The organism is Nostoc sp. (genome assembly GCF_036917355.1).
In the GTDB taxonomy this organism is placed as follows: domain Bacteria; phylum Cyanobacteriota; class Cyanobacteriia; order Cyanobacteriales; family Nostocaceae; genus Nostoc.
The window spans coordinates 15,884-37,291 of record NZ_JBALDP010000044.1 but is presented as its reverse complement, the minus strand read 5'-3'; the positions used below and the strand labels follow the sequence as shown (position 1 = coordinate 37,291).

Genomic DNA, 21,408 nt, shown 5'->3' with positions numbered 1-21,408 from the left:
TATTAACCCAGATTTTTGCCAAGCTTACTGCTTTAGGACGTATTCATCCCGTTTCCACCGGCGTTGAACCCTCGTAAATTGGCAGAGGTATTGCTATGGCAAGGCATTAATTTTACTCGATGGGTTGGATGAGGTTAGAGAAGAGGATAGTAACCGTGTATTAAAGGAAATTCGTGAGTTTTCTGATCGTTTCTCAAAAAATCAGTTTGTCATGACCTGCCGGATTGCAGCAAAGGAGTATACCTTTGAAAAATTTACAGAGGTAGAAGTTGCTGATTTTGACGATGACCAAATTTCCAACTTTACCAATAACTGGTTTAAAGATAAAGCTGTAAAACAAGAGACTTTTATCAAACGTCTTGAAGAAAACAACCGCATTAAAGAACTTGCAGCAAGTCCACTGCTACTGACATTACTTTGTTTAGCATTTGAAGAGTCAGGAGATTTCCCTGCAAATCGTTCTGAGTTATATAAAGAAGGACTGGATGCGTTATTGAAAAAATGGGATGCCAAGCGGGGAATTCAACGCGATCAGATTTACAAAAAGCTATCAGTCCAACGCAAAGAAGATTTACTCAGCAAAATTGCGTTAACTACTTTTGAGGGGAGTGAATATTTCTTCAAGCAGAAAGTAGCAGAGCAATACATTACAGAATACATTCGCAATTTATCCGATGCTAATACTGACGAAGAAGCATTACAAGTTGACAGTGAGCAAGTTTTGCGTTCAATTGAACATCATCATGGACTAGTTGTAGCAAGGGCAAAAGGGATTTACTCATTTTCTCACCTAACATTTCATGAATATTTCACAGCTAGAGAATTTGTGGTTGTGAGACAATCATCAGAGGAAGCTTTGCAAAATCTTGTTAGCCACATCACAGAAAACCGTTGGCGGGAAGTCTTTTTATTGGCGGTTGGGATGTCTCCAAGTGCAGATCGTTTATTAGTTTCTTTCAAGGATAAAATTGATGCAATCATAGCTGAAGATGATAAATTGCAGCAGTTATTAATGTGGAGTCATGAAAAATCAGTTTTAGTTAACGATCAATATAAAAAAGTTATTACCCGCGCTTTTTATTTGGCCTTTGCAATTAGGGGACAAACAACGACTCTATCTTCTAATTATCGCGTTTTGAGACTTGTCTTTCTTTATGAAATTATTTTTGATAACCCGCCATCTCAAAATTTTATACATAAAAATTTTCTAAATTTAGATAAATTTTAGGAAGAGCAAGATGATATTGGCTTATCACTAATTGAGCAGATTGTAAATTATGTGGAAGGCGATAATTTTGAATATAACTGTTGTATTGCTGCTCTTGCTATTGCTCCTAAAACAAAGAAAGCACTGCTAGAACTCAGGAAAAAACTGCCAATAGTAAGTAATAAAAAGTTATTTCATAAATGGTGGAAAACTAACCGTCTATCTTGGATAGAGCAATTTAAAACAGTGATGATTCAATACCATAATATTGCTCCTAAATGGCAACTCAGTGTCCAGCAGAAAGAATTACTTAAGCAGTATTATGATGCTAATAAATTACTACTGGAATGCCTAAAGAGCGATTGTTATGTCAGCCGTGAAGTGCGACAGCAAATAGAAGATACTTTGCTATTACCGATCGCAGAGATTAAACAGCGCCAACAACAATCATAAATACTCATATAATAGATAGTGAATTATTCGTTAAAAAAGCGAAAATATTTCACAAATATTAGCAAATAAATCTAGAATGGAAGTAAGAGTTCACAGTCAAACCATTCGCCTCTATTCAATGGCTTAGATATGTGGACATGAGTAATAAAACAGCATTTTGGAACAAAATGATACTCATTTACGTCCTGTGAACCTTTCACACTTTGATTTTAGTAACGCACATTAGCAGAATACAAATTCTGAACAGCGATGTCTACGACGTGCTACACCTGCGCGATCGCAAAGACTTCCCATCATAATAAGTACTTGTATACGCCGATAGACAGGTTTAAAAACAGTCAGAAACAAACTCAGTGAATCCTCGTCATTAAATACATCACATACACAAAGGATAACCCTCTTATGACTCGCATACATCAATGGAAATCTGGAACTGCTGCACTGATGGCAATGGCCGTTACTACAAGCCTTATTAGTCCTCTATTGAGCTTGGCTCCTGCTAATGCTCAATACAGAATCGATCAAAACAGAACTAGTCAATACGGAAACGTTACCATTCCTTCTGGAGTTGCTCTTCCTGTCACCTACGAAAAAGAGACAATTACTATCGCTCCTGGAGAAAGTAAATCTCTAACCTTGAGAATAGCCAACGACATTATCGACAGAAATAGAAACGTCTTGATTCCTGCTGGTACTAAAGTACATGGACGGCTAGAATCTGTTGACTTAGATAGTTATTCAAGAGATACAATAAATACAGATGATAATCAAGGAAAAGGTGTCAAGTTTGTCGCTCAAGAATTAGAATTTTCTAATGGTCAGCGTCAGTCTATTAATGCAACTTCTCGGACATACACCACAACTGAAAGAGTTTCACAGAAGCCCAACACAAGTCAGGTTTTAACTGACGCAGCTATTGGTGGGGGTGCTGGTCTTTTAGGTTCATTAATTACTGGTAATCGCAAAATTGACGATTTAAAACCTGTTATTGGTGCGGCTGCGGGTGCGGGTGCGAGTGTCCTGTTGCGGAAAAAAGAAGGAAATGCTTTTGTCCTCAGACCTGCACAGGATTTAAGGCTTACACTGGATTCTAACTTGAATTTAGTACCAAGATCCCGCTACTAAATTTCACTTAATTCAAGTTGTGAATTTAATCATCCCTTATATGCGATCGCCACTTTAACTAGAGTGTGCGATCGTCTTTATTTTTAACCCTAAAAAATCCTATTTAACAGCAACTATTCCACCTCTATATCGTCTTAATCAGTATGAATATTTATTGGAATACTTATTTAAAAGTTGGCTCTATTGTATTCTGTATCTAAAAGAGTATTCAAAATTATGGAATATCCTGATACTTTTATTAAGTAGTAGCGATCGAGGAGCTTCTCCTTATGGTAATTCAAGGTTTGAATTTAAGCACATATCTTGCAATTCCTGTAGTATTAAGTCTTTTGGTTCCGGGAGACAATATAAAAGTATCTTCAGTTGAAAACGCCAGTCAGGTATCCACTAACAAAGAAGTGAGCCTATCTAGCCGCGAGCTAATCAGCGCGAATTCAACACCGAAAACATACTATGTTAGTGGTAGTGGAAACGACAATAATAGCGGACTCTCTACTTCATCCGCCTTTAAAACAATTCAAAAGGCAGCAGACCTTACCAACCCTGGCGATACAGTATTGATAATGAATGGAGTATACAAAAATACAGGCAAAGCTGGGAGTGTAGTAAATATTAAACGTTCTGGAACTGCAAATGCATGGATTAGGTATAAAGCATATCCTGGGCATTTCCCAAAAATTCAGCACAATACATGGAATGGTATCACGATTTCAAATAAAGCTTCATATATCGAGATCAACGGGCTAGAGGTTATAGGAAACAATGCCAATATAACCCTTGATTATGCGATGAGTGAGAAGACTAACAAACAAAACCCACTGACGAATGGAAACTGTATCAACATTGACGGACGAACCAATGGTCATGTTCATCACATCCGTATTTTGAACAACAAAGTGCATGACTGTGGAGGAGCAGGTATTTCAGCGATTCAAGCGGACTATGTGACAATAGATAATAATGTGGTATTTAATAATGCCTGGTATAGCGTTTATGGTTGCAGTGGCATTTCAATGTTGAGTAATTGGAATTCTGACAACAACCAGGGATACAAGATGTTTGTTACCAATAACAAGACATACAACAATCGTATGTACATCCCTTGGATTGCAGTCGGAAAGATCACAGACGGTAATGGCATTATTATTGATAGTACAAGAAATGATGAAAACCCAAAACTGGGTGCATATAAAGGACGTACTTTAGTTAAAAACAATCTGGCATTTAATAATGGTGGTTCAGGAATTCATGCATTTTTAAGCGAGCATGTTGATATTGTAAATAATACAGCTTTTTTGAATAATCAAAGCCCAGAACTTAATGGTGGGCAAATATTTGCTCATACCTCATCCGATGTCAGAATTCTCAGGAACATTCTCTATGCTTTTCCTGGAAAAAATATTAATAACAACACTAAAAACAAAAACGTTGTTTATGATTATAATATTTATCTCAATAGCTCTAAGATAACTGCTAAGGGGCCTCACGATGTTGTTGCAGACTCACAGTTTTTAAGTAAGCATCCCACTCTCGAAAAAATCTCTGATGATTGGAAATCACTAGAGAAACAAAATCCGCCAACGCGGACATTTATAGAGGCTAAGTCAGCAGATTTTGTTTGCGATCCAGTGAATTATCCTTTGCAAGACAAACTCATCAAAGTGGGATGCTCCCCCCTATCTTTCGCTCAAACTGCTTTTTCTGATGTTTCATCTAACTATTGGGCAGCACAATTTATTCAACAATTGTCTCAGCAAGGCGTAATTGCCGGATTTCCTGATGGTAGCTTCCGCCCAGAAGAACCGGTGACACGCGCTCAATTTGCCGCGATGATCGACAAAGCTTTTCCAAAAGCCCAGCAACGGCAGGCAATCAATTTTACTGATGTACCCAGCAACTATTGGGCATCCAGTGCGATTGGGCAAGCTTATACCATCGGTTTTTTATCTGGTTATCCTGGAAATCGCTTTGAGCCTAATCAAGCCATCCCCCGCGAGCAGGTTTTGGTTTCCCTCGCTAACGGTCTGAAATATAGTCCTAGTGGCAATACCGAAAGCACTTTGAAATACTTCAACGATGCCTCTAACATCGCTAGCTATGCCCGTAGCCCGATCGCAGCAGCAACTGAAAAGCAAATTGTGGTGAACTATCCAAATGTAAAGTTACTGAATCCAACTGCAACTGCTACACGGGCACAAGTAGCAGCTTTTATCTACCAAGCATTAGTTAGTTCTAATCAAGCTTCAGCCATTAGCTCACCCTATGTCGTGTTAAAAGTTAGCAATTAACTCGCCCCATACAATGGTTTTCGGGTCTACTACTTCAACACCTATATCAGTCACAATTAGAATCTGTTGATTTAGATAGTTATTTAATAGGCGATCGCCACTTTAACTAGAGTGTGCGATCGCCTTTACTTTTAACCATAAAATTTTCTATTTAACAGCAACTATTCTTGCTCTACATCGTCTCACTCGGTATCTATATTTGGGGAATTTTGCTAATAGGTAATTGTGTGATGACATTGCTTTTATTAGCTAGTTCGTTTGGCATAGATTTTTTTAATTATGACTGTATGACTAAAGTAATGGTTTTGACAAAAAGTAGAAAACTTAGGAACCTTGTACTTTAGTAAATGTCTAAGTAATTAACAGTAAAAAAATAATATAACTGGAGCAAAAAAATAATGTTTAACTTAAATCGTTGGCAATCTAGAACAGCTGCATTCATGGCTTTGAGCGTCACAGTCGGTACTGTAGCACCTTTCATTACAGCTTCACCATCTTTAGCTCAAACGACTTTTTCTGATGTTTCATCTAACTATTGGGCGGCACAATTTATTCAACAATTGTCTCAGCGAGGTGTAATTGCAGGATTTCCTGATGGTAGTTTCCGTCCCGAAGAACCGGTGACACGTGCTCAATTTGCCGCGATGGTCAACAAAGCTTTCCAAAAAGCACAGCAACGCCAGCCAATCAGTTTTGCTGATGTACCTAGCAACTATTGGGCATCCAGCGCGATTCAGCAAGCTTATACCATTGGTTTCTTATCTGGTTATCCTGGAAATCGCTTTGAGCCTAATCAAGCTATTCCTCGCGAACAGGTTTTAGTTTCCCTCGCTAACGGTTTGGAATATAGTCCCAGCAGCAATACTGAAAGTACTCTGCAATACTTCAACGATGCCTCTAACATCGCTAGCTATGCCCGTAGCCCGATCGCAGCAGCAACTGAAAAACAAATTGTGGTGAACTATCCGAATGTGAAGTTCCTGAATCCAACTGCAACCGCTACTCGCGCCCAGGTAGCAGCTTTTATCTACCAAGCATTAGTTAGTTCTAATCAAGCTTCAGCAATTAACTCACCTTATGTTGTGGCTGTCGGATCTACTACTCCAACACCCACATCAGTGACAATTGCTCAAGGGACTGCTATTCCTGTGAAGTATGACAAGGCAGAAAAAATTCTCGTTACAAAGGATGAAACATCGCCCTTGACATTGACAGTATCCCAAAACGTGGTAACGCAAGATGGATCTGTAGTGATTCCTGCTGGTAGTCAAGTTGTTGGTCAACTCAAACCTGCTACGGGTGGTTCTCAATTCGTTGCTGAAAAACTGGTTTTGACCAATGGTCAAGAGTATCAGCTGAACGCTACTTCTGACGTTATTACCAAAACTGAAACCGTCAAGAAGGGTACTAGTCTTGGTTCAATTATCAAAAATACTGTATTGGGCGCAGGTGCGGCAACTGCGGTATCTGCTGTCACAGGCGATCGCGCCATTGCCACAGAAGAAGTCTTGGGTGGCGCTGGTATCGGTGCGTTGGTTGGTCTATTCTTCGGTAAGAATAGTGTTGACTTAATCGCCATTGACCCAAATACCGATTTACAAATGACCATCAATCAAAACTTGTTGGTTTCACTAAGATAGTCATTGGTCATTGGTCATTGGTCATTAGTCATTAGTATTTACAAAGGACAAATGACCAACTCTCTACTTCAGTGATTAGCCATTAGTCTTTACAAATGACAAAGAACAAATGACAAATGACTAATTTTGAACTTCCGGCAACCAAATAATAAATGTAGTTCCTGGCGCATTGGGTGAAGTTAATTTAGAGTTGATTGCAGGGCTGAAAACCTCGATTTCGCCCTGCATTTGCTCTATTAATTGTTTAGCGATCGCTAACCCCAAACCTGTGCCGGGGATTTCTGTTTGCGCTTGTACTCCGCGATAATGCCGTTCTCCAAGATGTTCTAAATCTTGGGGTGGAATGCCAGGCCCGTTATCACTGATGACTATTCCTTGAAAATTAGCTTTTTCTTGTCCCGCCTGAATCAAAATTTTGCCCCCAGTGGGAGTGTATTTCAAAGCATTATCAATAATGTTAGTTAATACCTCTCGTAATGCTTTGACGTTGGCACGTACTAAGGATGAATTCTGTTTAATTTCAGTTATTAGTTTTAGGTTTCGCTCTTGGGCGATCGCTTTGGCTGATATTAATAATGGTTCTAATATATCTGCTAGGGAGCAGTCAACTGCTTTATCTCCCGTTCCCGGTAATAATAGCGGTGGTTTAGCGTCTTTTTGGATAGTTGCTTCTACAAATACTCCATCTTCCGGTAGATGTAGTGGTGCCAAATCTGCCTCTGTCAAGTCAATTACTTGTTCAAATTGTTGCAGTAATTCTTGAAGGCGATCGCTTTCTCTGACAATACTATTTGCTACATCCCGGTTAGCGTCTGCTGGTCGTAGTCGTTTCAATAGCAGTTTGCCAAAAGTCCGTAACGCCGTTAATGGGTTACGAAACTGATGCAACAGATTATCCAGCAAATCTCGCTGTTTTTCTTGAATAATTTGTTGCTCGCGTAACTGTTGCTCAAACCATGCTCGCCGCTGATCTAAAATACAAGCGATCGCTAATGTTTGAGCTATCCGTTGAATTTGATTTTGCTCGTGTTCATTCCATGCCCGATCTTTCCTGCGTGTCACCAATAACCCCATCATCACACCCTCATAAATCAGAGGTAAAACAATTTGGTTGCCACTAAGTAGGTATTCCTCTTTAAGATCGGGTTGAGACGCATCTGGTATCTCAGACTCCCGTGACGAAGTTGGAGATTCTGAACCTGCTGTCAATAACCTTCCCTGTTGATTGGGTAATATAAACGCATTTCCAACTTGAAGTTGCTTATATGCTGTCGCTTCAATAGTTTCCTCTCCTGGCAGCAATAATGCTGTTTCCGGGTAAATCACCACAGGAATCAGTTTGGCATCGCCAGAAGGAGTATCTACCAATTCTTGTGTTAGGTACACAATACTTAAAGTTGCTCCCAGCCCTTGGGTTAGTAGCGCTATTTGCTCTCGACACAGAGCAAGAAAATCAGAACTGGCAGACATTAACATTTTTTAGCTCTTGCTCAAGATTATAGATTTTGAGGCATGATGTAAGAGAGGATACTTAATTTTTACCTCACTCATTTAATAAAGCTTAACTAAAATTTTCTTAGAGATGGTTTCTACTAGGGGATTATATTCTTAGGTGATTTTATTTTTTCGATGTTTCAAAGATATTAACTTTCTTATATTAAAAGGTTAAAAACTATTGATATTCTGAACTAGAACCTATATAATGACGACGGATTTTGTAGCTATCACTACAATCTATAGCTTGAAAGAGGAGGACAATAGATTGGCAAGGAGACGCAAAAGGAAGAGTCGTCGTCGTCAGGAAGGACGGCGCATTTTGGAGCACGTGCCTCAATATAGCATCGAAAGTGGCGAAGAAAAGCCTGTAACAGCAGCTAGAAGATTCATTCAAGCTGAAGGAATTTTGCCACCAGCGTTGCTACTTGTAAAGCGAAATGAACACACTACAGATCGTTATTTCTGGGCAGAAAAGGGACTGTTTGGTGCTCAATACGTAGAGGAAAACCATTTCTTGTTTCCTAGTTTGAGGGTGTTGGAACCTTCACCAGGTCAAGAACCTCTTGCTTTAGCTAGTCGGTAAACCATAGATGGTCATCTTGGGCATTGAATGTGGCTCCTGACTATTATTAACTGGCAAAATTGCTAAGTTTATGCAAAATTTAATTTTTTTTTAGTTTGTAGCTGATTTGCCAGTAAATCTAGTCCAGGTAGTTGGAAAGTGAAGCTGTTTCAAACCACGCTAGATTAGCATGGGTTGATACTAATTTGATGATGCAGAAGGGAGTGGGTATAGAGCCAAGCGCGTCTGAAAGTGCTAGTGAAGTTGCGCTCTTATGCCGTAGATGGTTAAGTAAGCTCTGTCAATGAATTTAAGTTAATGAATTTAAATTTTTCCCCACGACTTTGGTCGTGGGGAAAACTGACAAAGCAGCAGTCTTGATTTTCTCCTGACTACTTTCCATTGCCTAAAGAGTAGGTTAGGTCAGAAGTCTGCATATCATAGTTAAGAGATGGTCGCAACAATCAACAATTATTTCCCAGGCTTGAGCTGTAGAGTCCTCTGCAACTCGCTGAGTTCATCTCGATGGGCAACTACAGTAATCTTACTTGAGGAGGTTTGTTCGCTCTGAGTTGTTTCTACTTTGAGCGATACCTTCTCAAGTCTTCCAGATTTTTTCCAATAAAATAGACCACTTAAAGGTGACAGCAGTACCATCGCCAGAACAAGGGTACTGAGGCTAGGAAAAAGCAGAGATGTCACCAGAGATAGACAAACAATGCCAGTCGCTGCCAGTAAAGTTAGAAATATAGCTAAGAACCAGCTGGGACGAACATTACCTTCAAAAATTACCTGATTTTGTTCTCGGTCTACCGCTGCCACTCGGTAAGACCGCGATCGAAAGTACTCTTTTAATTGAGACATTAAAACAGCTTCATCTTGCTCAGATACCAGTTGCGCTATTTCTATGCGGTCTTTAGTCGAGGCACGAATAAAGAAAAACAGCCCAACCGATAACAACAAGGTTAGCAGGAACGTAGATGGCAGAATAGCAGTATCCATAACTAATTGTTAGTGTTTGACTGGAGGAGACTTATTCATTATCAATGATTCGTTACTTTTTCCTCCCGTTGATGTAGTCTTGCCAAAGAAAAGCTAAATCCTGAGCTTGAACTTGCCATTCGGGAGAAACTTGGTACATCCGCCTGGGGCGCCCCCGTCCTTCGAGTTTCTTCCAATATCCAGTGATTGCCCTTTGGTCTTCCAGAAATTTGATTGCACTGTAAAGTACGGTATCTGAAAGCCGATAGACGGGATACTCAGTTTCTAATTGCTCAATCAACTCGGTTCCGTAGGATTCACCTTGTAATAAAACAGACAGTATGTAACAAACTGCTAGTTCCTGACAAAGGTAAGTTGGCGGAGGATTTTCAAAAAATTGATATATATCCTCAAGTTTCATGGTTAGGTGAATGGCTAAAAAAATGCATTAGGGTAAATTCTATAATCCTTGTAGTCAGTATACAGTGCTACTACTACGTGAGTAATACATATAAAGCTACTTAGACTAGATATCCATTGCGTAAACATCAAACAATTACCCACGCCTGTGAAGTTGTGGGGCGAGTTTGTGAGTTTTAGGGGCACAAAACAATATACCCCCACTCAAGCTCGATACGGTGTGGTGAGGAGCGAACAGACAGTGAGAGAGTCACTATCTTGGTGTTAACTGATGCCGAGCTGCTTAGAACTGCTTAAGCAATAAAATGCCATCGAAGAAATTTTACAGGTAAAATGCTGTTTTGTCTGTAAAACTTAATAAACACTTTTTTTTACAGTGATTTTCCCAATGCAAATTCTAAAAGCTTAAGCTAAGGGATATATCTAGGATCGACTGCTATGTCAGTGGACACACTTAAGCAGTAACCATTTCTGATTTCCTCGATCGCAGAATTTCTTGTCTTATTTGGCAAGTGTGATAGTAAATTGATCAAAGAAGGCGCTAAATACTAAGGGAAAGAAGACAGGAGAGGGGAGACGTAGGGAAAGAACTCTCCGTGTCCTCGCATTCTTTCGTCCTCTCGTCCTCGCCTTCTTTTATCAAGCACCCAGCATATTAGCGATCGCTATGTCACAAACTCCCGATGCCCCATCATCTTCCTCAACTCTTAGGGCAATTGCCCAAACTTTTCGCCTTACAGGTTGGATTAGCTTCTGGATTCAGCTAGTACTAGGCGTTGTTTCTAGCATAATTGTGCTGCTGTTCGCCATCTTTAATCAAAGAACTGGCAGTCCTAGTAATAATCCTGGGACTGGCTTTGGCGTATTTTTAGCAATTTGTGGATTGGTTGTTTTGGGTGGGGGGATTTATTTAGCTTACCGTTACACAAGAATTGGCAAACAATTGGAATCCTCCAATCCCAGTAACCGGCCTCGGAAAAGCGAGACTGTGCAAGTATTACGCTTAGGTGTGTGGGTGAATTTAGGGGGAACGCTAGTGACTCTTTTGGGGGCGCAAGCGATCGTTGGCACACTGGTAGCACGATCCATATCTCCACAAGCGATAACTACCCAATTTTTTGACCCTACCCGAATTATTAGCGGTCTAGATATGCTTGTAGTACAGGCAAATACCAACACCGTCTCAGCTCACTTTGCAGGGTTGGTGGCGTCACTTTGGTTACTCAATCGCATTAACCGACCTTAGAAAAGGGAGTCGGAAGAAAAGGTAATAGTCAAAAATCAGCAATTCTTTTGACTTCTTTTCTCCTCTTTTCAGAGGTTGTATGGCAATAATTCAAATTTATTGATTGTACTTTTCCGAAATTATCAAAGTACAGTGTGAAGACTAATACCAGTTACTTAATATTGGCACCCATCTAAAGAGTGATATTAGAACCGTTATCAGGATGAATTAATTTTTATTGGAGGTCTTACACTATGAAAAAACTAGAAATCTGGAAGTTTGGTATACAAGTACTTTTTAGCACATTGATGATTGGATTATGTAGTTCTCTAATCTTCATGGAACGCGATAATAGCCAAAACCAGGCAGTCTACTGGAGTGGTTTATCAGGCGTACTTGCCTACTGGCTACCCTCACCTGCTAACACTCAGGAGTCTAGAAAATCAGAAGATTAATACTAAATTTTGGGTTTTAAATTTTTCTAGACCTGCCAATCTTGCCAGGGCTAGAAAAATTTAAATGGTTGCTTTTCTGCTCATACGAAGCCAAAATCAGTATATGCTGATGTGTTGGCAGGTAGATAATAGGCTAAAAACTGAGAAAAATCTGTGCTGGATATCAAGCAAATACGGGAAAATCCGCAATTAGTTCAAGAACGATTGAATAGTCGTAGTGGTAAATACGACATCGAACCGATATTACTGTTAGATCGGCAACAACGGGAACTTGAGGGGACGCGTAGTCAACTCCAAGCCCGGAGCAACGAAATTGGTAAAATTGTCGGTCAGAAGATTAAATCTGGGATTAATCCTCAAGACCCAGAAATTCAAGCTTTGCGGGATGAAGGTAACTCTGTAAAAGCGACGTTGAGCCAACTGGAACCCCAAGAAAAAGACCTCAAAGCTGAAATTGCTCAACTTGTGTTGGCACTTCCGAACTTACCAAGCGACTCTACACCCCTTGGAAAGAATGAGGAAGATAACTTAGAAGTGCGGCGTTGGGGTGATGAGTACATTCCCCAAAATCCGAATATTCTCCCTCACTGGGAAATTGGCGAAAAGCTGGGTATTCTCAATGTCGAACGAGCTGTAAAAGTTGCCCAAAGTCGCTTTGTGACATTGATGGGCGCTGGTGCAGCATTGGAGAGGGCATTAATTCAATTTATGCTAAGTCTCCATACTCAAGCTGGGTATGTAGAAGTAAGTCCGCCGCTATTAGTGAATACTGAGTCTTTGACAGCGACCGGTCAGTTACCCAAGTTTGCGGAAGAAAGCTTTAAATGCGCTGATGATGATTTATGGCTGATTCCAACAGCTGAAGTTCCAGTTACAAATCTGTATCGGGGTGAAATTCTCGCTGCTGAAGATTTGCCTATTTACCACTGTGCTTATACTCCCTGTTTTCGCCGCGAAGCCGGTAGTTATGGGCGCGATATGCGGGGATTAATTCGCCTGCATCAATTTAACAAGGTGGAAATGGTGAAGTTTGTCGAACCCAGTACGTCTTTTGATGAACTGGAGAAATTGGTAGGGAATGCAGAAGCAATTTTACAGGCGTTGCGATTGCCTTACCGAGTAGTAAATTTAAGTACTGGAGATTTGGGATTTGCCTCTACCAAAACTTATGATTTAGAGGTTTGGTTGCCCTCTTCTGGTAAATATCGCGAAATTTCTAGCTGTTCCAATACTATAGATTTTCAGGCGCGACGGGCTGATATTCGCTTCAAAGAGGCAGGGAAGAAAGGAACTCAGTTCGTACATACCCTCAATGGTTCGGGTTTGGCGGTGGGAAGGACGATGGCAGCAATTTTGGAAAATTATCAACAGCCTGATGGGACAGTAAGAATACCAGAAGCGCTGCAAGCTTTCTTGGGGCGTGAAGTTTTATAATTTGTCATTAGTCTTTTACCAATGCCCAATACTTCTCTACGAGAGGCTGCGCCAACGGCTTCGCTCAGTACAAGTGCCCAATGCCCAATGCCCAATTAGAATGGAGATAACTATAGCTTAATATCTTCACAATTTACTCTATGTCAGTTTTAGCAGCGATCGCAGTCTTGGCTGTTTTGATCTTGGTACACGAGTTGGGGCATTTTGTTGCAGCACGTTCTCAAGGCATTCTCGTTAACCGTTTTTCTTTGGGTTTTGGCCCAGTTCTTTTGAAGTACCAAGGTTCACAAACCGAATATGCTGTCCGCGCCTTTCCCTTGGGCGGTTTTGTGGGCTTTCCCGATGATGACCCTGATAGCGATGTTCCACCCAATGACCCAAATCTGCTGCGTAACCGTCCAGTTTTAGACCGGGCGATAGTTATCAGTGCCGGAGTAATCGCAAATTTAATATTTGCCTACTTGGTATTGGCTCTGCAATTGGGTATTGTCGGCATTCCCAAGGAATTAACCTATCAAGCTGGTGTCGTTGTACAGCCTGTTAATCAAGAATCTGTTGCCTATCAAGCAGGAATTCGGGAAGGAGATATTATTCTGGCTGTTAACGGTCAAGAACTCCCGGCTTCTGACAAATCAACTCCTTTGCTGACTAAAGAAATTCAAACTCATCCCAATCAGCAAATCGAACTGAAAATTCTGCGTGAAAAACAACAACAATCCATAAAATTAACACCGAAATTGGGAGCCGATGGCAAAGGTGTAGTTGGTGTAGCACTTAGTCCAAATGCTACAGCAATTTATCGCCGTCCTAATGGCCCTTTTGAAATTTTCGGTCTTGCTGCTAATAGATTTCAACAATTATTTGTTGGGACACTCAGCGGTTTTGGTCAGTTGATTACCAATTTTCAACAAACTGCTGGACAAGTTTCTGGGCCAGTTAATATTGTCAAAATCGGTGCAAAATTAGCTGAAGACAATACTGTAAACTTGTTGTCTTTTGCGGCAATTATCAGCATTAATTTGGCTATTATCAACATTTTGCCTTTGCCAGCTTTGGATGGCGGACAACTCGCTTTTCTGCTGATTGAAGGTTTACGCGGTAAGCCTGTACCGTCCCGGATTCAAGAAGGTGTAATGCAAACTGGTTTGGTGTTACTCTTAGGGTTAGGAATTTTTCTGATCGTCAAAGAAACTACTCAATTAACTAGCCAATTGGAGTGGGTACAAAAATTATTCCAGTGAGCGTTACTACCCGTAAATCGTTATCTAAAAAGCAACGGGCGATAGAAATTTTAGCTCGTCTGAAGCATCTTTATCCAGATGCTACTTGCTCTTTGAACTACTCAACGCCAGTACAACTATTGGTGGCAACGATTCTCTCGGCTCAATGTACTGATGAGCGGGTAAATAAGGTGACACCAGCTTTATTTGGTAAGTTTCCTGATGCTGAGAGTTTAGCGATCGCCGATTTAGTAGAATTAGAAAACTTGGTGCGCTCAACTGGGTTTTATCACAATAAAGCTAAGAATATTCAAGGCGCTTGTCGGATGATTGTGAGTGAGTTTAACTCTGTTGTCCCTAACCAAATGGAACAGTTGTTAAAGCTTCCAGGAGTGGCACGCAAAACTGCAAATGTAGTCCTCGCTCATGCTTATGGCATTAATGCTGGCGTGACAGTAGATACTCACGTTAAGCGTCTCAGCGAACGCTTAGGTTTAACTGAACATACAGACCCCGTTCGGATTGAGCAAGATTTAATGGGTTTATTGCCTCAGCCTGATTGGGAAAATTGGTCAATTCGGCTGATTTATCACGGTCGTGCTATTTGTAAAGCCCGCTCTCCCGTCTGCGTTGCTTGTGAGCTTGCCGATTTATGTCCTGCTGCGAATAAGCCAGTGGTTGTAGGATAAGCGACACAAGTAATCCCAGAATTGATGGAGAGACTGTAGAATGGAAAACGGTGTCTTTAAATAAGTTAGAGAATATATGGCAAAAAAGAGCATGATTGAGCGCGAGAAAAAGCGCACCAAGTTGATAGAAAAGTATGCTGACAAGCGGGAAGCTCTCTTAGAAGAGTTCAGAAGTGCAGCATCTCCTTTGGATAAGCTAGAAATCCACCGGAAGATTCAACAGCTACCCCGGAATAGTGCGCCCACCCGCCACCGCAACCGTTGCTGGTTGACTGGTCGTTCTAGAGGAGTTTACCGCGATTTTGGCTTGTCTCGGAACGTACTACGAGAATGGGCGCATGAAGGTCTTTTACCTGGAGTTGTTAAGTCTAGTTGGTAGTCAAGAGTCATTAGTCATTAGTCATTGGTAAATAACAAAGGACTAATGACAAAGGACAAATGACAAAAATTATTGACCACAACACTTATCAATTCCCAGACTTTCTAAGAGTAGATCGCTGACGGCGTTGGCGATCGCAAACTCTCCGTAGAAGCTATTGGAAAAATCATAGGACTGCATCTCTGTAACAATGGCAATTACCAGAGAACCAAGGTCATTTTCTCCTTCCATCCGTTGACGCACAAAAATCTGTGCGGCTCGTTGAGCAATATTTTGGTTGACTGCTTCGGGGATAAATTCTGTATCTAGCCACCGTTGTAAGCGTTCTCGTAACCATTCACCTTCGAGTAGGGGGTTTTCGGGCGGTGGTAGGGTGATGGGTGGAATTGGTTGAGTCATTTTTTTTTTAACGCAGAGGGACGCGGAGGGAAACGCAGAGGAACGCTGAGGTTGACTGTTAACATCAAATTGCGTTTCTCTAGTGTTTTTTTATTATTTATTTATGCAATATGATATCGCCGCTATTGTTGAGGGCTATGCACAAGGCTATTTTCTCATGGCTGATGAACGCGATCGCCTGAGTTGGTACGGAAGTCGCGATCGGACTTTTATTCCTTTGGATGAGCGGTTTCGCTACCCCAAGTCTTTGCAGCGCGTTCTGAATCAAGAACGGTTTACTGTGGCGATTAATCGAGACTTCCAAGCTGTGGTGGCTGGCTGTGCTGATAGAGAGACAACTTGGATTTCACCGGAATTGGAAAAGATTTACTGGCTACTTTACCAGAATGGTTATGCTTATAGTTTTGAAACTTGGCAAGGTGACGAATTAGCCGGGGGAATTTTAGGGATTGTGATTGGTGGGGCTTTTATTGGCGAATCGATGTTTTACCAGATTCCCGAAGGCTCAAAAGTAGCAATGGTAAAGCTGGTAGAAAGATTGCGTCAGAGAAAATTTGTATTTTTTGATGCCCAAATGATGAATCCCCATTTGGAAAGGTTTGGCGCTTATCGAGTTGAGGATGAAGAATATCAATCTTTACTTGAGCAAGCGTTGCAATGTGCTTGTAGCTTAGTATAAATAATGACAAAATTACTAGTATGAAAAAGTAGTTTGATTGATGGTTTCCATTGTTATCAAACATGGATGGTTTCATCAGATTCTTGGACAATGCGCCCAGTATGGTGGGTTTGTTTTTATTGCGCTATTGGGTGACTTGGGTAGCGAACTAGAAATCATCTCATATCAGAGGGTTGGAGAAGATCCAATGCTTCCTCTTTCGGACTACATTGAGGGACAACCTCCAAGTATTTTACAGAGATGTCACGATCTATTTGGAGAATCAGTTAATGCAGTATGGGTACGAGCTAGAATTCCAGCCATATTTGGTTCTAATATTTTGATAAGCTTGTCTATTCCAGACTACAAATATGCACTTATCGAGCAAATGTTCGTGGCTTGTGAGCTAGGGTCAAATGGAGACTGGATAGCATACCCATTCATCTGTGAAGACTACAACCTTCGTACTGGACTGCGTTTTTATCCAGACCATTCATCAACTGAGATTTATGAGCGTATTGCCAAGGCATTTTGGGAACTGTTACTTCTTGAACCTAAAAGTGTTTGTGCATTCCGCGATGGCTACCTACACTATAACGACGAGATGGGTGACGAGGAATGGCATAATGTGGTATTCAGGCATGGTAGATTCAGCATTGAAATAATAGACCCTGCGTTATTTTAGAAGAAAAGCTAGATGTGATTGTAACTGATGTAGTAATGGCGGAAATGAAGGTATTGCCATAAAAAATGTTTTAATCATTACAATAGCGATCGCGCCCATTTTGTTTGGCATGGTACAGTGCTTTATCTGCTGAAGCAATGAGTGTGTCTGGCCTGATATTCCAAATAGGGATGCGAGAGGTAATTCCTAAACTAACGGTGATAATATTCTTGACATCAGACTGTACATGGGGAATAGCCAGAGCATGAATTGCTTGCTGAATACTTTGCGCTACTTTAATCGCTCCCGCTAAGTCAGTATTGGGCAAGAGTACCAAAAATTCTTCTCCACCGTAACGCGCCACTAAATCGGCAGGACGACGAATTGTCTGTTGCACAGTTTGCGCTATCCTCATTAGACAATCATCGCCTGCAAGATGACCATAGTAATCGTTGTAAAGTTTGAATTTATCAACATCAAACATAATCAGTGACAGGGGTTGTTGTTCTCGTGCAAGGCGTTTCCATTCTGCTTTCAGTCGTGTGTCAAAGCAGCGACGGTTAGCCACCTGAGTCAAGCCATCTAAATTTGCCAGTTGTTCTAGTTTCTGATTTGCATCTTGGAGAGCCAATTCAATTTGTTTACGTCCAGTAATGTCGCGTATGGTAATAGCAAAACCATCACCTAGTTTGACTGCGACAAAGTGATACCAGCAAGAATTGCCTAATGGATGGTAAAAATCCCGTTTTAAAGCTTCCCCCGTTTCAACAAGATTAACGAAGTGATTAAAGAGTTCTGGTTCTAGATTGGCTAAAAATTTTTTGAGTACTAATTTGCCAATCATCTCTTCACATTTGCTTCCGAAGGCTCTAGCAATGACAGAGTTCACAACTAAACAACGAAAATCCTCGATGTCCCCGGTTGCAGGGTTGCGAACAGCTTGCATAGCGGCAATACCATCTAGTGAACTATTCAAAATACTGGCTAGCATTGCCCTGGACTGATATAGTATCTCTTCTGTTTCCCTACGCTTAATATTTTCTTGTTCTAGAAGCCTTTGCTGGCGTTGAATAGTTAACTGATTTTCTAGGCGCGCTATAACTTCTTCCATCTGAAAGGGTTTGGTGATGTAGTCTATGCCCCCTGACTCAAAAGCCATCACTTTATCGAAAACATCATCTAAAGCACTAATAAAAATAACAGGAATGGTGCGTAGAACTTCATCTGCTTTCAGAATTCTACAAACTTGATAGCCATCCATTTCTGGCATCTTGATATCTAAAAGAATAATATCTGGTCGCTTCGCCTTTACTGTTTTTAGTGCCATCCGCCCACTTGTGACGCTGCGAACAGTGTAGCCGAGTTTGACCAGAGAATCACTTAATAAATGTAAATTTTTAGGACTGTCGTCTACTAGGAGAATATTACCTTTATTTTCTTTATCAGAATCAAGATTCATTGCTTCTCAGGGGTTCGGCTAAATCAACCAATTCCTCAAATTCAAATTGACGAGCAAGTTTTGTTAAAGATTGAATTAAAAATGTTTCTGTTTTGGGAATATCTCTAATTAATTCTATGACTCGATTAGTATTTGCTTCTAAAGCAGCTTCATGAAATTGATTAATCCACTCTTGAGACATACAAATTAAATTGTTTGATGTTAAAATATTTTTTTCTATATATTCCAAATTTGAATAATTATTTTCAGCAAATATATATTTGACACCAAGATGTTTGGCTAGTGTGTCAAAAATTGTATGTTCTGCAAAAGGTTTGCGGAGAAAATCATCACATCCGGCTGAAAGGACGATCGCTTTTTCTTCTTCTAAAACACTTGCTGTCAGAGCAATTATAGCTGTAGCATTCCCCTTTGTAGTGGATTTGATATATTTTGTAGCTTCGTAACCGTCCATGACAGGCATTCGCATATCCATCCAAATCAGGTGGGGTTCCCATTCATTCCAAATAGCGATCGCTTCTTTGCCGTTACCAGCTTCTTTCATCTCAAACCCTAACGGTTGTAAAAGTTTAATTAATAATTGGCGATTAATAGGTTTATCATCTACTATTAATAGTTTATATATAGATTGTCCTGGTGCAAGTTCTAATACTTTTGGATATCCTTCTAAAGTATTATTATTGCTTGGCTGACCTAATTTTGCTTGAATATAAAATTGAAAAGTTGTCCCTACACCTAATTTACTTTCAACAGAAATATCTCCTCCCATTAATTGAATAAACTTGTGACTAATTGCTAAACCTAAACCCGTTCCTTCTTGGGATTCTTTTCCAGCTTGTGCTTGAGAAAAAGCATTAAATAGTTTGGGTAATTCTGCGGCTGCAATCCCCACTCCTGTATCACAGACTTTAAAATCAATAGTTAAAATATCTGTGATTTCTTCACTAATATTATTTACTGTTAAACTAACTATTCCTTTTTGAGTAAACTTAATAGCATTACCAATCAAATTAATTAATACTTGCCGGAGTTTTAACTCATCTGTGCAAATATAACATGGGACATTTTCACTACGTTGAAATATTAAATTTAAGCCTTGATTACTTGCCTGTAAATGTAACATATCTTCTAAATCATCTAGCAAGCGATATAGGTCAAAGTCTCTAGGGTTAAGAGTAGTTTGACCAGCTTCTATTTTTGATAAATCGAGAATATTATTAATGAGCGTTAATAAATAATCACCACTGTGATAAATGATCCCAGCATTTTCATAATGCTCGGCAGGTAAGTTGTTAGCGCGTAACATTAATTGAGAAAAACCTAGAACAGCATTGAGTGGCGATCGCAACTCATGACTCATATTCGCAATAAATAAACTTTTAGCTTGATTTGCTACTTCGGCTTTGTCTTTAGCAATGGCTAACTCTGCTGTTCTTTCCTGTACCCGTTGTTCCAAAGTTTCCAAAGATGTTTGTAACTGAAGTGCCATGTTGTTAAACGATTTTGCCAGTTGACCTATCTCATCTTTTGATTTATTTTTGGCGCGGATATCTAAGTTACCTGCGGTAAACTGGAAAACTATATTGGTAAGATAAATTATTGGCTTTGTTAGCAGTTGTCCAATGACAAAAGCAATGATTGTCACTACTCCAGCGATAAATGCAAATAGAAAAATTGTGTCACGAATTTGCTTTTCTACAGGTGCTAGGGCAACGGCAAGGGGTCGTGCAAACAACACAGACCAAGGTTTATATTGCAAACGAGCGATCGCAATCAGATTAACCCAATCGCCTGTTGCTTCCAAGGATGCAATTAAATACGACTGTTTATTATCCAATGCTTGTTTAAGTTTTGACTCATTAGTTGCCAATTCTTTGACAGAAGAATTAGGCAAACGACCTTCCAATTGCAGTTGAGTTATAACATTATTAGGCAGAGGTACAATTGATTTAAAAAGCAGTTCTGGTGCAGTGCTATGTGCCAGATAAATATTATTGTCATCTAAAAGAATTGCAAAAGATTTTGCCCCAGCCCGTTCGGTTTGTCGAGTTACTAACTGCTGAACAACAGTGGCATTATATGAAACACGCAATATACCCAATATATCTCCCTTGGCATTGCGAACCGGACTACTAAAAAAGAGGGTAATAAGATCGGGAATTGTCGGCGATCGCTTCATGCTAGAAACAAAGGAGAAACCTGTTTGTAGCGGTTTTTTAAAATAATCTTGAACTGATTCATCTTTGCCAATATTTAGTGTACGTGTATCCAATACATTTTTACCGTTTAAGTCGAGCAAAGCATAAGAGAGAATATTGAGCATATCTTTGCGACTGAGACGGATTAATGTTTCTGTCGCCAATTGCATTTCGAAACTGTCGTCTCGCTGTTTTGGAGTTAGGCTGAGGTAGCGCGCCAAACCTGGTAAAATCGCCTCTACGCGCACAGCATTGAGATTTCCATCAATAAAGGCATCTATTCTGTTAGCGGTTTCGTTAGCCGCCGCAGATAGGGCTTGTCGGGCGTTGTCAGTTAGTGCTTTTTCGGTTGTCTGTTTGTTGACAAATGCCAATAACAGCAACGGAATCAAAGCAACAACGAGAAACGAGGCGATTAACTTTGTACGGATGCCGCCCAAAAAGGAGTGCTGCAT

At 40.3% G+C, this 21,408-nt stretch carries 19 protein-coding genes and 1 pseudogene; 14 read left to right on the top strand and 6 right to left on the bottom strand.

The window, feature by feature from the left end:
• Positions 1–124 precede the first annotated feature (124 nt).
• The 5 genes and pseudogenes from V7K53_RS12790 to V7K53_RS12770 all read left to right on the top strand — a co-directional run bounded on the left by V7K53_RS12790 (position 125) and on the right by V7K53_RS12770 (position 6,713).
• Entirely contained in the window at positions 125–1,228 is a 1,104-nt protein-coding gene (locus V7K53_RS12790) for an NACHT domain-containing protein (protein WP_335197864.1), read from the top strand.
• Between the two features lie 51 nt (positions 1,229–1,279).
• The gene (locus V7K53_RS12785) at positions 1,280–1,660 is read left to right on the top strand and encodes an NACHT C-terminal helical domain 2-containing protein (protein ID WP_335197863.1); all 381 of its coding nucleotides are present in this window, start codon (positions 1,280–1,282) and stop codon (positions 1,658–1,660) included.
• Between the two features lie 402 nt (positions 1,661–2,062).
• Positions 2,063–2,785: a conjugal transfer protein TrbI gene (locus V7K53_RS12780; protein WP_335197862.1), complete on the top strand. Its 723-nt coding sequence runs from the start codon at positions 2,063–2,065 to the stop codon at positions 2,783–2,785.
• A 1,628-nt stretch (positions 2,786–4,413) separates the two neighbouring features.
• A pseudogene (locus tag V7K53_RS12775) lies at positions 4,414–5,055 on the top strand (S-layer homology domain-containing protein); the annotation flags it as partial.
• Between the two features lie 416 nt (positions 5,056–5,471).
• A complete protein-coding gene (locus V7K53_RS12770) occupies positions 5,472–6,713 on the top strand; it encodes an S-layer homology domain-containing protein (RefSeq protein ID WP_335197860.1) in 1,242 nt (413 codons plus the stop codon).
• A gap of 120 nt (positions 6,714–6,833) precedes the next feature.
• Here V7K53_RS12770 and V7K53_RS12765 read toward each other — a convergent pair whose 3' ends face one another.
• Positions 6,834–8,189: a GAF domain-containing sensor histidine kinase gene (locus V7K53_RS12765; RefSeq protein ID WP_335197859.1), complete on the bottom strand. Its 1,356-nt coding sequence runs from the start codon at positions 8,187–8,189 to the stop codon at positions 6,834–6,836.
• A 286-nt stretch (positions 8,190–8,475) separates the two neighbouring features.
• Between V7K53_RS12765 and V7K53_RS12760 the strand changes: the two genes are divergently transcribed.
• Complete coding sequence (locus tag V7K53_RS12760) at positions 8,476–8,793, top strand: DUF3155 domain-containing protein (protein ID WP_041566316.1); 318 nt, start codon at positions 8,476–8,478, stop codon at positions 8,791–8,793.
• 450 nt (positions 8,794–9,243) lie between these two features.
• On the opposite strand, the gene V7K53_RS12755 is transcribed toward V7K53_RS12760, so the two are convergent.
• Positions 9,244–9,774 carry a cofactor assembly of complex C subunit B gene (locus V7K53_RS12755; RefSeq protein ID WP_335009376.1) on the bottom strand — a complete coding sequence of 177 codons (531 nt, stop codon included), beginning with the start codon at positions 9,772–9,774 and terminating at the stop codon, positions 9,244–9,246.
• A gap of 52 nt (positions 9,775–9,826) precedes the next feature.
• Positions 9,827–10,174, bottom strand: coding sequence for a PadR family transcriptional regulator (locus V7K53_RS12750; RefSeq protein ID WP_335197857.1), 348 nt, complete (start codon positions 10,172–10,174; stop codon positions 9,827–9,829).
• A gap of 666 nt (positions 10,175–10,840) precedes the next feature.
• Here V7K53_RS12750 and V7K53_RS12745 point away from each other — a divergent pair.
• The 6 genes from V7K53_RS12745 (at position 10,841) to rpsN (ending at position 15,575) form a co-directional block, all read left to right on the top strand.
• The gene (locus V7K53_RS12745) at positions 10,841–11,419 is read left to right on the top strand and encodes a DUF3611 family protein (protein ID WP_292730500.1); all 579 of its coding nucleotides are present in this window, start codon (positions 10,841–10,843) and stop codon (positions 11,417–11,419) included.
• 233 nt (positions 11,420–11,652) lie between these two features.
• Positions 11,653–11,853 (top strand): hypothetical protein, encoded by a 201-nt coding sequence (locus V7K53_RS12740; protein WP_194044275.1) that lies wholly within the window; start codon positions 11,653–11,655, stop codon positions 11,851–11,853.
• A 153-nt stretch (positions 11,854–12,006) separates the two neighbouring features.
• Positions 12,007–13,287, top strand: coding sequence for a serine--tRNA ligase (gene serS, locus V7K53_RS12735; protein ID WP_335197856.1), 1,281 nt, complete (start codon positions 12,007–12,009; stop codon positions 13,285–13,287).
• Positions 13,288–13,427: 140 nt separating this feature from the next.
• Entirely contained in the window at positions 13,428–14,528 is a 1,101-nt protein-coding gene (rseP, locus tag V7K53_RS12730) for an RIP metalloprotease RseP (RefSeq protein WP_335197855.1), read from the top strand.
• On the top strand, positions 14,504–15,196 hold the full coding sequence (nth, locus tag V7K53_RS12725; RefSeq protein WP_442940487.1) for an endonuclease III: 693 nt from the start codon (positions 14,504–14,506) through the stop codon (positions 15,194–15,196). Before rseP ends, nth begins: the two co-directional genes overlap by 25 nt.
• A gap of 76 nt (positions 15,197–15,272) precedes the next feature.
• The gene (rpsN, locus tag V7K53_RS12720; RefSeq protein ID WP_190939279.1) at positions 15,273–15,575 is read left to right on the top strand and encodes a 30S ribosomal protein S14; all 303 of its coding nucleotides are present in this window, start codon (positions 15,273–15,275) and stop codon (positions 15,573–15,575) included.
• A 69-nt stretch (positions 15,576–15,644) separates the two neighbouring features.
• Here rpsN and V7K53_RS12715 read toward each other — a convergent pair whose 3' ends face one another.
• Positions 15,645–15,974 carry a hypothetical protein gene (locus V7K53_RS12715; RefSeq protein WP_012410384.1) on the bottom strand — a complete coding sequence of 110 codons (330 nt, stop codon included), beginning with the start codon at positions 15,972–15,974 and terminating at the stop codon, positions 15,645–15,647.
• 103 nt (positions 15,975–16,077) lie between these two features.
• On the opposite strand from V7K53_RS12715, the gene aat reads away from it, so the two are divergent.
• Complete coding sequence (aat, locus tag V7K53_RS12710) at positions 16,078–16,653, top strand: leucyl/phenylalanyl-tRNA--protein transferase (RefSeq protein WP_335197853.1); 576 nt, start codon at positions 16,078–16,080, stop codon at positions 16,651–16,653.
• A gap of 40 nt (positions 16,654–16,693) precedes the next feature.
• A complete protein-coding gene (locus V7K53_RS12705) occupies positions 16,694–17,317 on the top strand; it encodes a hypothetical protein (RefSeq protein WP_335197852.1) in 624 nt (207 codons plus the stop codon).
• 70 nt (positions 17,318–17,387) lie between these two features.
• Here V7K53_RS12705 and V7K53_RS12700 read toward each other — a convergent pair whose 3' ends face one another.
• Positions 17,388–18,755, bottom strand: a complete 1,368-nt coding sequence (locus V7K53_RS12700; RefSeq protein WP_335197851.1) for a diguanylate cyclase domain-containing protein — start codon at positions 18,753–18,755, stop codon at positions 17,388–17,390.
• The gene (locus V7K53_RS12695; protein WP_335197850.1) at positions 18,745–21,408 is read right to left on the bottom strand and encodes a hybrid sensor histidine kinase/response regulator; all 2,664 of its coding nucleotides are present in this window, start codon (positions 21,406–21,408) and stop codon (positions 18,745–18,747) included. Before V7K53_RS12695 ends, V7K53_RS12700 begins: the two co-directional genes overlap by 11 nt.